This is a genomic window from Streptomyces sp. AcH 505, assembly GCF_000818175.1.
GTDB lineage: Bacteria > Actinomycetota > Actinomycetes > Streptomycetales > Streptomycetaceae > Streptomyces.
This window is the reverse complement of the sequence record NZ_JTIY01000002.1, coordinates 1,213,579-1,228,227: the sequence shown is the minus strand read 5'-3', so window position 1 is coordinate 1,228,227 and position 14,649 is coordinate 1,213,579. Positions and strand designations below refer to the sequence as shown.

15 protein-coding genes and 1 pseudogene are annotated in these 14,649 nt (G+C 70.1%); 11 read left to right on the top strand and 5 right to left on the bottom strand.

Going from position 1 to position 14,649, the window contains the following annotated elements; translation table 11 throughout:
* The first annotated feature begins 82 nt into the window (after positions 1-82).
* The 8 genes and pseudogenes from HY68_RS35420 to HY68_RS35390 all read left to right on the top strand — a co-directional run bounded on the left by HY68_RS35420 (position 83) and on the right by HY68_RS35390 (position 6,896).
* A complete protein-coding gene (locus tag HY68_RS35420) occupies positions 83-1,675 on the top strand; it encodes a discoidin domain-containing protein (protein ID WP_041999811.1) in 1,593 nt (530 codons plus the stop codon).
* Between the two features lie 82 nt (positions 1,676-1,757).
* On the top strand, positions 1,758-2,063 hold the full coding sequence (locus tag HY68_RS35415) for a hypothetical protein (protein WP_241778863.1): 306 nt from the start codon (positions 1,758-1,760) through the stop codon (positions 2,061-2,063).
* A 195-nt stretch (positions 2,064-2,258) separates the two neighbouring features.
* Positions 2,259-2,432 (top strand): annotated as a pseudogene (locus HY68_RS45890) (IS5/IS1182 family transposase); the annotation flags it as partial.
* Positions 2,433-2,787: 355 nt separating this feature from the next.
* Positions 2,788-3,510, top strand: coding sequence for a hypothetical protein (locus tag HY68_RS35410; RefSeq protein ID WP_157874500.1), 723 nt, complete (start codon positions 2,788-2,790; stop codon positions 3,508-3,510).
* Positions 3,511-3,682: 172 nt separating this feature from the next.
* Positions 3,683-4,681, top strand: coding sequence for a LysR family transcriptional regulator (locus HY68_RS35405; protein WP_078864099.1), 999 nt, complete (start codon positions 3,683-3,685; stop codon positions 4,679-4,681).
* Positions 4,682-4,813: 132 nt separating this feature from the next.
* Positions 4,814-5,275: a LysR family transcriptional regulator gene (locus HY68_RS41265; protein ID WP_078864098.1), complete on the top strand. Its 462-nt coding sequence runs from the start codon at positions 4,814-4,816 to the stop codon at positions 5,273-5,275.
* Positions 5,236-5,835: a LysR substrate-binding domain-containing protein gene (locus HY68_RS35400; RefSeq protein WP_347560683.1), complete on the top strand. Its 600-nt coding sequence runs from the start codon at positions 5,236-5,238 to the stop codon at positions 5,833-5,835. Before HY68_RS41265 ends, HY68_RS35400 begins: the two co-directional genes overlap by 40 nt.
* Positions 5,836-6,593: 758 nt before the next feature.
* Positions 6,594-6,896 (top strand): hypothetical protein, encoded by a 303-nt coding sequence (locus tag HY68_RS35390; RefSeq protein WP_198533495.1) that lies wholly within the window; start codon positions 6,594-6,596, stop codon positions 6,894-6,896.
* 202 nt (positions 6,897-7,098) lie between these two features.
* On the opposite strand, the gene HY68_RS35385 is transcribed toward HY68_RS35390, so the two are convergent.
* The 5 genes from HY68_RS35385 to HY68_RS43065 all read right to left on the bottom strand — a co-directional run bounded on the left by HY68_RS35385 (position 7,099) and on the right by HY68_RS43065 (position 9,845).
* A complete protein-coding gene (locus tag HY68_RS35385; protein WP_041999803.1) occupies positions 7,099-7,320 on the bottom strand; it encodes a hypothetical protein in 222 nt (73 codons plus the stop codon).
* A gap of 59 nt (positions 7,321-7,379) precedes the next feature.
* Positions 7,380-8,567 (bottom strand): MAB_1171c family putative transporter, encoded by a 1,188-nt coding sequence (locus HY68_RS35380; RefSeq protein ID WP_052457482.1) that lies wholly within the window; start codon positions 8,565-8,567, stop codon positions 7,380-7,382.
* A gap of 22 nt (positions 8,568-8,589) precedes the next feature.
* Positions 8,590-9,072 (bottom strand): hypothetical protein, encoded by a 483-nt coding sequence (locus tag HY68_RS35375; protein WP_063779742.1) that lies wholly within the window; start codon positions 9,070-9,072, stop codon positions 8,590-8,592.
* A gap of 62 nt (positions 9,073-9,134) precedes the next feature.
* The gene (locus HY68_RS35370; protein WP_041999801.1) at positions 9,135-9,566 is read right to left on the bottom strand and encodes a helix-turn-helix domain-containing protein; all 432 of its coding nucleotides are present in this window, start codon (positions 9,564-9,566) and stop codon (positions 9,135-9,137) included.
* A gap of 126 nt (positions 9,567-9,692) precedes the next feature.
* The gene (locus HY68_RS43065) at positions 9,693-9,845 is read right to left on the bottom strand and encodes a hypothetical protein (RefSeq protein WP_157874499.1); all 153 of its coding nucleotides are present in this window, start codon (positions 9,843-9,845) and stop codon (positions 9,693-9,695) included.
* A 147-nt stretch (positions 9,846-9,992) separates the two neighbouring features.
* Here HY68_RS43065 and lanKC point away from each other — a divergent pair, with 147 nt between their 5' ends.
* The 3 genes from lanKC to HY68_RS44410 form a co-directional block, all read left to right on the top strand.
* Positions 9,993-12,593 (top strand): class III lanthionine synthetase LanKC, encoded by a 2,601-nt coding sequence (lanKC, locus tag HY68_RS35365; RefSeq protein WP_041999798.1) that lies wholly within the window; start codon positions 9,993-9,995, stop codon positions 12,591-12,593.
* Positions 12,594-12,668: 75 nt separating this feature from the next.
* A complete protein-coding gene (locus tag HY68_RS42380) occupies positions 12,669-12,794 on the top strand; it encodes a SapB/AmfS family lanthipeptide (protein WP_107070269.1) in 126 nt (41 codons plus the stop codon).
* 92 nt (positions 12,795-12,886) lie between these two features.
* On the top strand, positions 12,887-14,649 hold a 1,763-nt coding region (locus HY68_RS44410; protein ID WP_198533494.1), incomplete at its 3' end, for a hypothetical protein.

Here is a 14,649-nt window from a genome sequence, read left to right as displayed (position 1 = left end):
GTGGGGACCGCTAGCGTCTAGAACAGCTGCCCGGCCCGTCGGGCACGGACAACCTGTCCAACACCCATGAGGAGAAGCGCAGATGGATCCTGTACGCGTCGATTTCGCCGTCCGCCCCGCCGAGTTGTTGAACGCCGTGGTCCGCCACCAGCGGTGTGTGATCGCTTCGTCCTACGTCGCGGTGGCGGCCGGGGGCCACCTCACGGTCGAGTTCTCGGTGGACGACGCGGAGGACAACGCGGAGACCGAGTTGCGGATCATGGTGCTCGGCGCGGCCGTCCCCGTGGACGTCGTACTGAACGGCGAGACGATGACGGCAGGCTTCGTGCTGCCCGACGACGGCGACCCGGGCGGCGTGCGGGAGTTTGTGCTGAACGTGCCGGGCAAGGTTCTCCAGCCGGGCGTGAACGTCCTGCGCATAGGCAATGCCGGTTCCGAGGCCGACGACGGGGGCGACAACCTGCTCCGGGTGCGCACGATCACGCTGGGCCCTGCCGAGGACGCCGGTCACGCGGAGCGTGTCCTCGCGGCGAGGGCGGGCGCACGGTCGATCCGCACCTTCGCCACCGAGCGGCGCACCCTCGATGCGCCCACCTGGCAGCCGGGGCCGAGCCTGGTGTTCCACCTCGACGGGGGCGAGGGCGGATCCGCGGAATCCGCGACCCGCCTGTCGTGGCGTACGACCGACGGCGCGGAGTCGGCCGTCGCGTTCCGCAGCGACCTGTCCGGCTTCCACGGCCATTTCCGGGCCGGTGACGGCACCATCGGCGAACTGCGGGGCACGCTCACCGAGCGCCGGACCGCCGGGGACGCCGCCACCGGCGTCCCCGGACGGTACTTCGCGACCGAGGAGGAGCACGATGGCGTGTGGCGGCCCGTCGGCCGGCTGTGTCTCCTGCTCGACGACGGCGGTGCGTCGGTGGAGCGGGTGACGTGGAGCGACCGCAGGGGCGACGCGACCTCGCTCACCCTGCGGACCGCCGTCACGAGAACGTCCGCCCCGTCGGCGACCGGCGAGCGCCAGGACGTCACCAAGATGGTGTCCAAGGTGGAGGCCAGCGAGGAGTTCACGGAGTGGGGCGAGGTCGCGGCCAACCTCCTGCGCAAGGCGAGCGACAAGTGGCTGGCTCACGAGGACTCCGCGGACCTCGAGTTCACCTTCGAGAGCCCTGCCGTGGTCACGGCCTACAGCCTGACCTCCGCCAACGACTGCCAGGAGCGCGACCCGTCGGACTGGCACCTGGAGGGCTCCCACGACGGCAGCACCTGGGCACGGCTGGACGCGCGGGAGAACGAGAAGTTCAACCGGCGCTTCGACACCAGGGAGTTCTCGTTCTTCAACTCGGCGGGTTACCGGCACTACCGGCTGCGCATCACCGCCAACTCCGGGGGAGATGAGACCCAGCTGTCCCGCGTGCAGTTCTTCGGCTTCGACGGGGGCGGCACACCCGCGCAGCCCGGCGTCTCCGACTTCGTCGGCTACCGGCAGCACGCCGGCACGGAACCGGTGGGGTACCGCGGAACGAGCGTCCCGGCCCCCGTCCTCGCGACGGAGCAGGGGAACGACGCGGAGGAGGAGCAACTGCTCGCCGCGGACTTCTCCACCACGGCCCAGAACCTGGAAGAAGCGGCCCGCCTCCTGACCCGCCTCACGGAGCACCTCCGCAACGGGTAGTCGTCAGCTGGAATGCGTTCTCGTTCAGCCAGGCGGTTTCGTTTGGATCAAGGTCAGGGTGAGGGATGACGGTGGTTCCCGGGTGGCACCCTGGAGCGATGCGATCTGGAACCGACATCACGAGAACGGCCTGCGGCATCTCCTCAACGATGGGGATCCGATCGGCGTCGCTGACGAGGTGCAGGACGGGTACGACTGCATGCTTACCCCTCTTCTCCGGCGGCTCCGGGGTGGTGTCGGCCAGACAGAGATCAGCGAGTTCCTGTGGCACCAGCTGGAGGATCACTTCGGGCTTACCCCTCTGCCATCAGAGCCGGAAGCGATGGCTGCCCGACTGATGTCCTGGTGGACAACTGCCGGCAAGGCCGATGGCACCGGCTGCGCGTAGTCGCTCCCTCCGGGGCGTCTACTCGTTTGTCCGGGTGCCGTTGACTGACGCGCAGTGGGTGCAGTTGCCGGAGAAGCCCGGCAACTGGCCGGGCGTCCGCAACCGGCTGCGGATGCGGTCCGCTGAGGCACCTGGGGGCGAGGTTTCACCGCGCTGCTGGCCCAGGCGGACGCCAACGAGGAGCCGACCTGGGCTGTCTCAGTGGACTCCACGATCGTGCGAGCCCAGCAGCACGCTGCCGGAGCCCGCAAAAGGGGGCGCCGGCTGGCAAGCGTGACGGCCACCATCGGCCGGTCGCGCGGCGGGCTGACCACGAAGGTCCACCTCGCAGCCGACGGCAGCCGCCAGCCCCTGGCCTTCCACCTCACCGCCGCACAGGCCGGTGACGCACCCGGCTTCGCTGACAAGTCTGGTCGCCGCTGCCGCCGCGGTGGCCACGCGGTGGACCGTCCGGCCTGCGGCAGCGGGTGGGGCGGCATCAGTGCACAGCATGAAGGCGGCCGAGCACTACGCCGTCGGGCCGCTGGCGCCGTCGTTCTGGCCATCCTCCGTTCGGGAACCCGTCTGCTCGAACTGTCCTGACCTCGGACCCGCATGACTGATTCCGGGCAAGGGAAGCAGCCGACGCCGAACGCCGTCGAAGCTTTCAGACGTGGCCTGCTTCGGACGACCGGACCTTGCGATATTGGCGCTGTTCCCGCTCCCATTGGCTACGCTTCGATTCATGGGATTATTCGGCAATAAGGGCAAGGATCCTGAGCCGGGCGAGCAGCGGGAGTTGGCCTTCGCTCCCGGTGAACTGGCCTCGTCGCTAAGGCCGTTCGTCATGCCACCAGACCGGCTTCCGCCTGGCGTCGCCGAAGGCGCTCCCCTGGCCCTGCCCGGGCTGGTCATGGGGACTGCCCTGTTGGCCGGAGGCCGGCTCGACTTCGTGCCTGTGTCGTCGATGAGCGAACTGGGCGGCGCCGAGGCGGTGTGGGGACGGGCGATGCGCAACGTGGAGAACCTCCACGGGTTGCGGGTGGTGCGCGAGGCCTGCGACGCGGCCCGCGAGGACACCGAGTTGGTGACCCTCTCGGGCGACGACCCCTTCGTCGCCTCCCGGGTAGCCGTGCTGGACTGGCTGGTCAGCCAGGTGCACGGCTCCCCGTCCCGGTACGGCGTGATGGTCGCCGTACCGTCGTGGCACAGACTGATCCTGCATGTGGTCAGCGGCATGGGGGTACTGACGGCAGTCGAGACGATGGCACTGGCGGCCGGGCACTGGTTCCGGGCCGAAGAGGGCAATCAGAGTGTCAGCCCCGACGTGTACTACGTCGCCCACGACCGCCGGGCCCAGCGCGTCGCCTACCCGGACGTCAGCGGCAAAGTCACCATCAACACCACCGGGTTGATGGGCGAGATGCTCTTCGGCCCGGCGCCGCACGGCCTCGGCCTGGAGGGCTAGCAGCGGCCCACCGGGCCGCACGGTCGAGCGACGACGACCTGCGGTCCTTTTGCAAGGCGTCCGGCCAGCAACGTATTCCGCCACGCCTCCAGCCAGGGCCTAAGCCTGAGTGCCGGCCTGGGGCCACGGAGGTGAAAGGGCCGCCCCCGATCCGATCCCTACACTCCGGGGCATGAGCGACGTATGGCCCCCAGACGAGCGACCGAACGGCCGGGCACCCGGCGATCCCGCACCGGTTCACAATGAACCGACCATCCACCAGCTACGTCTGTTGCTGGTGCTCTCCGACGAACTGCACTTCGGCCGTGCCGCGGCCCGACTCTTCATGTCGCAGCCTGCGCTGAGCCGACAACTTCGCTCGCTGGAGGCGCACTTGGGACTGACCCTGTTCCATCGCACCAGTCGCCGGGTGGAGATGACGGCCAGTTGCCGAGCACTGTTACCCGAGGCTAAAGCCGCGGTGCGGGCCATGGACCAGTTACGGCTCGTCGCCGACACCCGCGAACGAGAGCCTGCCGGGCGGCTGGTGGTCGGGGCGATCGGGGCGGAGGCGTCGATGCCGCGTACGAGGGCGATCCTGGCCGAACTGCGGGCACGGCACCCGCGGATCACCGTGGAGATCCGCAACCTGAACTTCGTCGATCACGTCAACCAGTTGCTGGACGGTCAGGTGGACGTGGTCTTCCTCCGGCCGCCGGTCCCGCCGGGTATTCAGATCGTGCACCTCGCCAGTGAGCCACGCATCGCCTGCCTGCCCACGACCGACTCGCTCGCGGGCCGGACGACGATCAGCATCGCCGAGCTGTCAGGCAGAACAGTGGTGAACGTCCCGCCGCAGGTTTCACGCGTCTGGTGGGACTGGTGGGCGGTAAACCCCCGGCCGGACGGCTCCCGGGTCACGTACGGCCCGGTTGTCGCGGACATGGAAGCGCTCCTGAACGCCGTCGCGGACGGAGGTGCCATGGCCTTTCTTCCGGCCGCCGCACGCACCTTCTTCCCACGGCCCGGCATCAGTTACGTCGATGTGGCGGACCTGTCACCGTGCAGCTCGGCCCTCGCATGGACCCCCGCCTCGCGCGCTCGCCCGACCGTCGCGGCCGTCCGACGGGCGGCTGCCACGGTGCTCCGGGGCGAGGACGGTTCGACCGCTAAGGCGGCTGTCGAGCTCTGACGCCGGTGCTCGCTCGCGCCCGCGGCAGGGGGCTCTCAGGATCGTCGCTGTTGCCTCGGACCTCTCGGCGTCGCACGACCCGCCCGCGCAACAGCCGCCGCCCTTCGCTGTCGAATCGATAGTCTCGGACCTATGACGCGACCCGCGGAACGGGATGGCCCCTCCCCCATCACCGGTCCCGGCGCTCGTCGCGAGCCCAGCCTCCATCAACTGCGGCTCTTCCTCGTGTTGGCCGACGAACTGCACTTCGCGCGCGCCGCAGCCCGAACGGCCATGACACAGCCCGCGTTCAGCCAGCAGATCAGGGCGCTGGAGCAGCGACTCGGGCTCAGCCTGGTCGATCGTGCCAGCCGCAAAGTGGTCCTCTCACCAGCCGGCCGGGATCTGGTCCCCGAAGCGTGGGAGGTCGTCACCGCCATGGCCCGGCTGCGGCGTCGCGCCGAGTCCTGTGCCCGTGATCGAGGGGAGGAGCTACGCCTCGCCTACACCCCTTCCATAGGCGGCGACTTCGCCACCCGGGTGGGGCCGCCTTCGAAAGCGAGCGCGCCGAGTGCATCGTCACCCTCAACGCCGTCTCACTGCACCAGGGCATGACGCCCGAGGACGCGCTCCGCGATCTACAGGCCGACGTGGTGCTGGTCTGGTCGCCGGGCGGCGACGGCCAGGCCCAGGCCAGGCAGGGACCGGAGCTGACCGTGGGACCGGTCGTCGCCGAAGTGCCGCGGGGCCTGCTCGTCCCCTCACGTCACCCCCTGGCCCGTCACACAACAGTCAGTCTGGAGGACCTGGCCGACCAGGAATTACTCAAGCCACCCACCGACATGGAACCCACGTTCCGTGATCTGTGGACACCCCGCTTCACTCCATCGGGACGCCCGATCAGGCACACCGTGGACGACATGACGAAACTGACGGCCCGGGACAACGTCCTGGTCGACGACGTCCTCACCCTCGTCGCCCGAGGCCAGGGCCTGCACTGCACCGTGACGTCGCTACTCGAACGGTCGCCGTTCCCCGGTCTCACCGTGGTGCCCATCCGTGACATGCCTCCCATGGTCATCGTGCCCGTATGGCTGAGTACCGCGCACAACGCCGTCATCGGCGCTTTCGCGAAAGCGATGACGAAGTTCAAGCACTGTCGCCGCACTGGCTGAACCAACCGTCTGGCGTCGCACCACGCTTTGCCGTACCCCCCGCGAAAAGTACTCATCCACCAGTACTTGCCGGGTCATACATTTCTGGTTATCGATCGCGTGCGACAAGGAATCGTTGGCCCGGCGCGCAACGGGGAGGGCGATGGCATTATTCGTGTCGAGGGCGTATACGAGCGTGGAAAACGATCCCTCCATGAGCTTCCGGAAAACGCGGGGTGCGGTTTCCGGAACGTCTCGTATCCGTCCATCGGTCAATCAGCCGAACAAGGAGCGAAGAATGCTGAGGAAGATTCGGCACGGGGCCGCCGCCATCGGCGTCGGCGTGAGCATGCTGCTCATTCCGCTCGCAGGAGGGACGGCCGTCGCGAGCGAAAGAACCGGACAGGCAGCGAACCCGGCCCCGGCGGAGCAGACCACATTCTCCGGCGACGGCGTGCGCATCCGGACGGGACCCGGCACCGGGTACGGAATTGTCGGGTACGGGTATCGGGGCCATTCCGTGACGAGCTATTGCTGGACTGGATCCTCTGGTGACTTGTGGGTCCAGCTCAGGGACAACACGACCGGGGTGAGTGGTTGGTCGTCATCCAGTTTGGTCGGGGACTACGGAATCCTGTACTTGGACCACTGCTGAAGTGACGCATAGCGCCCCCTTGCCCAGCGGTAAATTCCGACCAAAAGGGGTGCACTGTCCGACCGTGCCCTGCTGGGCCGGCCTGAACTCACGCACGGACCGAAACAGAAGAAAGCTGGAAAACATGAGACGCAACCTTGTCCGTCGATCCATGATCGGCATTGTCGCCACAGGTGCACTCGTGATGGCCGGCGCCGGGATCAGTTCGGCGCAGGCCCGCCCGTCCGGGAACCCGGAGCCCTACCTGACCTCTGCGGTGGTAGCGGCACCCGCCTCCACGGCTGTCAACTGGCAGTGGGCCGGCGACTACGACAGCCAGTGGGAGTGCGGCGCCGTCGGCGGATCGTTGGTGATCTACGGCGGATACTCGACATATAGCTGCGACTACTTCGACGGCTCCGGGAAGTGGCAGCTCTACGTGGGCTGACCCTCACGCCGGCCAGAGGACCCCACCAAGCGGGCGCCGGCATCGTGAACGGGGGGCATGATGCCCGCGCCGCGTGGCTACGAGGCGACTCGGCGCCTGCTGTTCGTCGTAACGGCCTCCAGGCGAACGGCTTCCGGGGGCCGTGGCCCTACTCGCAGTATGGCGGGAGCAGGGCCACGGCACGGCCCGCCCGGTGCCGAGTTCACCGCAGCAACAGACACAGACCGCTCGCCGATCGCTCGGAGGGAGACGAACCGCCAGGGCGGCCGAGGCGGATGAACGTCACCAGCGTCTGCAGGGCGACGGCCGGAACCACGGCCAGCTCGACGGTCCAGGGCGTGACGCCCGCGACGGCCAGAGCGGAGAAGACGACGACTGCGACGACCAAGGTCGGCAGGGCTGCGGAAAGAGAAAAGTCGGGCATGTCCCGGCTGACGGAGCCGACTTCATGGCGTCCGCCTCATCTTGATCGCCCCCGAAACGCTACCCGCCGTCGGCACTGACTCGGCTGCGGATCCGGTTGACCTCGGGTGAGCTGGCGAAGGCCCGTGCCACCTGGACCAGCCAGTCGGCCTCGTCGTCCAGTGTTCTCGGCGCGTGCGGCGCCGGGTGGATGGTGCCGGGATCCGTGTCGTGGCGGCGGTTGAGGCGGCGGTTCTCCAGCGCTGCCGCGATGGCAGCCGCTTCGAGGGCCGCCGCGTGGTGGGGATCGGCGGCGTCGGTCGGCTGCGCTGCGGTTGTGGGCCGGTCAAGGGTCTCCGGCTGGCTGTAGGGGCGCAGGGAGAGGTAGGCGTCACGGATCTCGATGACGCGGCGGTACAGGTCGAAGGTGCCGGGCCACGGCAGGTGGCTGCGGCGCTCGGTCGCCGCAGTGGGGAGCGCGATGTCGGGGAGTTCGGCGTGCAGAGCTGCCCAGAGTGGTTCCAGGGCGTGGAAGGCGCGCCGCGCCCGGAACCAGCGGGCAGGGGCGCGGAGGATGTCCGGCCGGAAGGCCGCGGATGCGCCGCCGACGCCGAGGAGTGCCACGGTGATGCCGAGCAGCGTCGACATCAGGTCCTCGCCGAGGCCGACTTGACCGTGGCGCAGGACGTCGTGGGCGTCCGCCAGCGCCCATGAGGTCCACAGCACACCCGCGCCTGAGGCGAGCGTCATCAGCCACAGTCCGGTCCTGATGGCGCCGGGCTCCGCTCGGCGCGCGTGCCGGGCGAGGGCTCGTACCAGCGGGACCAGGCACAGCCAGCCGTACACCGCGAAGAGTGCGCCGTACAGCGCGAACGCCCAGGAGCGCGAGGGCCGGACGAGTACAGACTCCTGGGCCACCACGACATGGGCGGAAGCGAACAGCACGGCGGACGCCACCTGGGCCGCGAGCCCCGCTCCCAACTGCCGGGCCCAGGACGGCCGTCCGGCGGAGGGGCGGTCGAGTGTCATGGCGATGAGCCCGAGGCAGGTCAGGGCCGCCAGTTTCAATGCGTGGGTCAGGACGACGAGGTGCGCCGCCTGGCCGGCCGCCGGCCGATTGTCCGGCGCGTTCAGCAGCAGTGAGACTCCCAGACAGAGGGCGAAACCCCACATGCAGCGTTGAATTCGGCCGGTCCTGGCCACGGCGATCCGGTGAACGGCGAAGCACAGGAAGATGCCCGCAGCGACGTAGACCGCCAGGTCGATCACCGGTGCTTCTCCTGTCTCCGGCTCACCGGGCCTGCCCACTCCCCGGCTGGTCCGGAAGCGCGAACAGCGGGGCGACGTCGGGCTGTGCGCCTGTGTGCCGTGCGCGCGGTGGGTGGGAGCTGACGCGGGAGAGAATCAGCGAGGCCACCAACTCGGCTTCGGCTTCCTGCGGTTCGCTGTAGACGGTGCGGCCGAGGACCCGCTGTACGAGCGCCGGGGAGAGGCCCGGCAGCAGTATCTGCGCGGCGGCGTGCATGGAGGCTCCGTCCTGGTGACCGCAGAGCAGGTGCGCCGCCTCGTGCAGGAGGATGTGCTGTTGGTGGAACGGGGTGGTGTCGGCCGCGTACATCACGTAGTCGGCGGCTGCCGTGGTGAGCAGGAGTCCGCACGGGAGGTCCGGCCGCGCGTGGACGGGTAAGAGTTCGACCGCTCGACCGCGTTGCGCCCCGACGGCGCGGACGAACGTGGCGGCGTCGAAGGGATCGGGCAGACGGAGGCGGTCCACGCGGCGGCGGCAGTCTCCCCACATGTCCCGTCGGACGCGCCCCGTCCCGGAGCGGTCGGCCGTCACGGCGGAGAGCCTCCGCCCCGCTCCCTGCGCGCTATCACGTCGATCATGTCGCTGATGGTTCCGACCGCTTCGGGTGACAGGTTCACCGCGCGCAGCGCCATGCTCCGCACGTTCGCGTCCCGCAGGGCGCCGAGGAGTTCGAGCTCCTCCGCGATGGCGGACGCCTGGGCGTCGTCGAAGAAGTAGGTGACCGGTACCTCGAAGAACTGGGCGAGCGCTTCGAGGTGACGCTTGGTCGGATTGTCGCGCCGACCGGTCCGCAACTGCCACAGATACGTCGCCGAGAAGCTTTCGCCCGTGGCCTCGCGGCAGGCCTTGGCCACTTCTTCGTGGCTGTAGGACTCGCGGTTGGGACGGCGTACGACGCGGAAGAGCGCGTCGATCTTCCCGGCAAGCGTGCGCGGCTGCGCCGCCTCGGCCTCTGGCACGCCGCACCTCCGCTCCGGTCATCGACAGCGGAAGCGTCCTGCCGCTTCGCCTCCATTCATTCTAGCTGTGCCGGTAGGGCGCAGGGATCCAGCGTCCCCTGCGCCCTTGAAGAGAGACCGGTCGGATCAGGCGCCCATGTCCTCAGGCGCGGCCCAGGTGGTGTTCGAGTCGCAGAAGATCACGCTGAGCGAGCTGTCGCTCGTGGTGATCGTGGGGGGCAGCAGGCCGGCTGAGTCGTCGGCCGCGCTCATGGTCTGGAGCTGCAGTACTGGGGGCATGGTGTCCTCCGGACAGCGGGGATGGGTGAACGAGCGTCGGCAGCCTACATGTACCCAATAAGGTCCGTCATTCACTTCAGTTGACGAGTTCTCCGTCATGGGCCATCGTGGTGGCGCACCAGCCGACTCGCCTCAGGAAGAGGGCAGATGCGGACCCCCTACACCTTCACCGTCGCGGACCCCGACTTCTACGAACCTCTGGACGCCACCCCACCGGACGGCGGGGAACTGCGTCCCACCTCCGTACGAGCGGGCTGGCACGGCACCCCGTCGGGAATCTGGACCATGTGGCGGCACGACGACCTCACGGTCGTGCCGGCCGGCTGGAAGGTCCATGTCTCCGCGCGGCCAGGGCGCCTTGAGCACGTCCTGGACGTGGTGGCCGGCATCTGCTGCGACCAGGATGTCGCCTTCAAGCACCTGTCCACCCGCCTCTTCTACGGCTGGACCCACCAGAAGCACGCGTCCCGCCCGCAGAGCGGCAAGTTCTGCGCCGCCTATCCCGCGGACCCCCACGCCGCCCGCCGACTGATGGAGTCCCTCAGCGAGGCACTGGCGGACGAGGAGGGTCCCTACATCCTCAGCGACCGGCGGTTCGGCACCTCCCGCACGGTGCACTACCGGTACGGATCCTTTCTGCGCCAGCAGCAGGTGCGCGCCGACGGCACACCGATGCTGCTGGTTCCCGACGGCGCCGGGCGGCTGGTCGAGGACAGACGCGGGGTGTCGTTCCACCTGCCCGCCGGCGTCGAGGACCCCTTCCTGGAGGAAACCCCTCCACTGGCGGGCGGGACCAGTTTCGGCGGCTACACCTTCGAGGCCGCGTTGCGCCACAGCAACGGCGGCGGCGCCTACCGCGGCCGTCATGAGGCCACCGGACGGAAGGTCTTCATCAAGGAGGCCAGGGCGCACACCGGTATCGGCGCCGGCGGCGCCAACGCACAACAGCGGCTGCGCGCCGAGTGGGAGACACTGCGGGCACTGCACGCCGCCGTCCCGGGCCTCGCGCCGGAGCCGCTGGCGCACTTCTCCGAGTGGGAACACGACTTCCTTGTCACCGAGTTCGTCGAGGGTGAGTCGCTGAACGGCTGGACGGTGACGCACAACCCACTGATCCGCCGCGACGCGGACGCCGCCGAATTCGCCGACTACTACCGCCGCTGTGAGGCGATCCTGGAACGCACCGACGAGGTCATGGACCGGCTGCACCGCGCCGGTTATCTCTTCGTCGATGTCAGCCCCGGCAACCTGCTGGTCTCGGACGACGACGAGGTCCGGCTGATCGACTTCGAATCCGCGCACCGCATCGGCACCCCGTTCGTCGCCTCCGGCACCCCCGGATACACCCCGCCGGCCGCCCTCGTGGGCGACGACCCTGCCGTCTACGACGCCTACGGGCTCAGCGCCTTGGCCCTGTTGATGCTGTGCCCGCTGCACCAGGTGGTCCAGCGTGCTCCGGCCGCCCTCAGCTACATACGCCACGGTCTGAAGCTGCGCGGATGCGACATCCCGCCGGCCCTGTGGCGGCGTGCCACGCGCTTTCACCACGACGACACCGACGCCGGGGGCCACACCCCGGCCGGCGGACCGCTCGCCCTTCCCTCACCGGAGCGCGTCGTCGACGCCCCCGAGGAGAGCCTCGCAGCGCTGCGCGACCGCGTCGCCGACGCTCTGATCGCGATGGCCGATCCCGGGCATCCGCGCCGGGTGTTCCCCACCGTCCCCGAGGGCCATCTGGCCAACACCCTGTGTCTGGCCTACGGCACGGCCGGCGTGGTGCATGCCCTGCGCAGGTCGGGCAGGGCGCTGCCCGACACCGTCCTCGAACGGCTGCGCACGGACACGCTGCGTACCGCTGACACCCTCGGCCCCGGGCTGCAGACCGGACTCGCCGGCATCGCGTGGGTGCTCGCCGACTGCGGACACACACAGGAGGCCGTCGATCTGCTCGACACGGCCGACAGCCACCCGCTGACCCGGACGGACGTCACTCTCGCCGGTGGCGGGGCGGGCGTCGCTCTCGCCCGTCTCGCGCTGTACGGACACACCGGCGACGCCCGCCACCTGGAACGGGCGGCCGAACTGGCCGACGGCATGTCCGGGGCGCCGCACACGCTGACACCTCGGCTGGGGCCCGACGACGCCACCGGACTCTGGCACGGCAGGACCGGTGTGGCGCTCATGCTCCAGCAACTGGCCGCTGTCACCGGCGACAAGAGCTACCTCGACCAGGGCCTGCCGCTGCTGCACGCCGAGTTGGACCGGGAGTGCGACCCGACAGCCGCCCACATGTCGTTCCCCGTCTCCACCACCGATGTGCGCCGCATGCCGTATCTGTACTGCGGCTCCGCCGGTGTGCTGCACGTCGCGACCCGCTACCTGCGGGACACGGACGACGAGCGGCTGGCCGGGGCGACACCACGCCTGTTGAAGGCGCTCACCACCAACTACACCGGTATGAGCGGCCTGTGCCAGGGGCTCTCCGGACTCGCGCTCACGCTCGCCGAGCACGCCGAGCTGACCGGGTCCCAGGAGAGCCGGCGTCTCGCGATCGACGCGGCGGCCGGGCTGTTCGCCCACGCCGTGCCGCATCCCACCGGCGTGCGCTTCCTCGGCGACCAGATGCTGCGGATGAGCGCGGACCTGTGGAGCGGAAGCGCCGGTGTACTGCTCGCCCTCGACGAAGTCCTCTCCCCTGCGCCCGATCCGCTGTTCACCGTGGACGCCGTCGCAGCCTCCCGAGCCTGACCCCACCCCCCATCACTCCCGGCCGTCACAAGGGCGACCGGGTTCGTCCCACCGCACACACCAGAGGAGTTCACCATGCAGCAGGTACTCAACCTCCAGGAGCTGGAGACCGAACACACCGTGGACGAGAACGGCGTGATCATCGCGAGCGACTTCAGCACGTTCGCGTGTGACAGCAACGTCAGCGTCGTCGTCTGCTGACACGCGCACCGGCCCGGCCGGGCCACGGCGGCGGCCCACCCCAGGACGGGTGAGCCGCCGCCGGCTTCGCCGCCCCCGCCCTGAGAGGGACCATGACACTCCGCTGTCCGGACGACGTTCACGACGCACGGCCCGGCGCCCGCAGCACCGTGACACATCCGCTCGCCCACGGCCCCGCCGGACCCGCTCGCCGGTCGTTGCTCCGTGAACTCGGCGCGGGAGAACCGGAGTGGGCGGCGGCCTTGTCCGCCCTGCCGGACGCCGCCCTGCGTGAACTGGCCCGCACCGGCCTGTGTTCACCGGCTCCGATACCCGCTGCCGGCTCCCGGTGGCTGCGGGAATGCGCCGCACTGACACCGGAGCAGACCGCCGCCACCCAGTACGCCGCTGTGCTGGGCGCCCCCTTCTCCCCCACCCTGCTGACCGCGGTCAGCGGCTGGCCGCTCCGCCGCACTCTCGCCGTCCTCGACGAACTCGTCGCACTGGGCGTCGTACGCGAGGACGAGTCAGGGGCACCGCTCTTCCGCTTCCGCCACCCGCTGACCCGCGTACTGACCTACACGCGCGTCCCGCCCGGCCGTCGCATCACCGTCCACGCGGCGGCGGCCGACGCGCTCGCCCGGATCGGCGCCCCGCTCCCCCAGCAGGCAGCCCACCTCGCCCGATGCGCACCTCCAGGCGACACCGAGGCGGCGAGTCTGCTGTGCGGCGCCGCCCGCCAGATCCTGGACACGCAGCCCGACGACGCAGCCGACTGGCTCCGCGCCGCGCTGCGCATCCTGCCCGCCGACGAGGACGGCGCAGCCGCGGTCCTGCGTACCCGGATCCTGTTGTGCGTCGCCGCGTCACGGTCCGGGCGGCGGGCCGAAGTACAGCGCCTGATGCCTCTGGTGCTGGCTTCGCCCGCCCTGCCCCCGGCCGGACGCGGCCGGCTCGTCGCCATGTACGCGCGCATGGAGGACAGCCTCGGCCGGCACCGCGAGGCACGCGCACTGCTCGACACCGAATTGTCCGGCGCCGGAACACCCACCACCGGCCGGACGACGGTGTGCCCCTCCGTGACCGACACCCTGCGACTGCGATCGGCGGCGCTGAGCGCGGCCACCGGCGACCTGCCCGCCGTACGCGCCCAGTTCGCCGCCCTCTCGGCCGGTCCCGCCGCCGTCGACATGGTCCGGCGCATGACCACGGCGGCGACCTGGGCACTGGGTACGGTCCTCTCCTGCGACAGTACCGACCGGGAGAACGCGGTCGCTGACGCCACCCGAAAGGCCGACCTGCTCGCCGACTCAGCCTTGCAGGACGTCCTGGACGCGGCCGTCCGGCTCGGCCTGGCACAGAACTTGACGGGCCGTCACACGAACGCCTCGCACATGCTGTCCCGGGCACTGCGGTGCGCCCGCTTCGGCGGCCGCACCGCCGACCTGCCCCCGTTGCTGCTCGGCCACGCCTGGGCCGAGGCCGCGCTCGGCAGACTCACCACCGCGTCGGCATCGGCGGCCGAGGCGGAGGAGACAGCCCGCCTGCTGGACTGTGCCGAACTCGCCCACCAGGCACGGCTGGTAAGCGGCTGGGTCGTGCTGTGGGCGTCGGGCCACGAGGCGGCTGAGCCACTGGTACGTGACCTGCCGTACCGGAGCGACCTTCCCGACGGGATCCGGCACTCGGCCACGGCCCTGCTGGCAACGCTCCATCTCGAAGCGGGGCGACCGGAGGAGAGCCTGCAGCTCATGCTGTCCGTCACCGCCGACGGCCCCGTGCTGACCGACCCCACGACACGACCGGCCCGCTGGTGGTCCCTCGCGTCCCGCGCCGCGACAGCTTCCGGCCACCTCACAGCCGCGCGCAGGTGGGC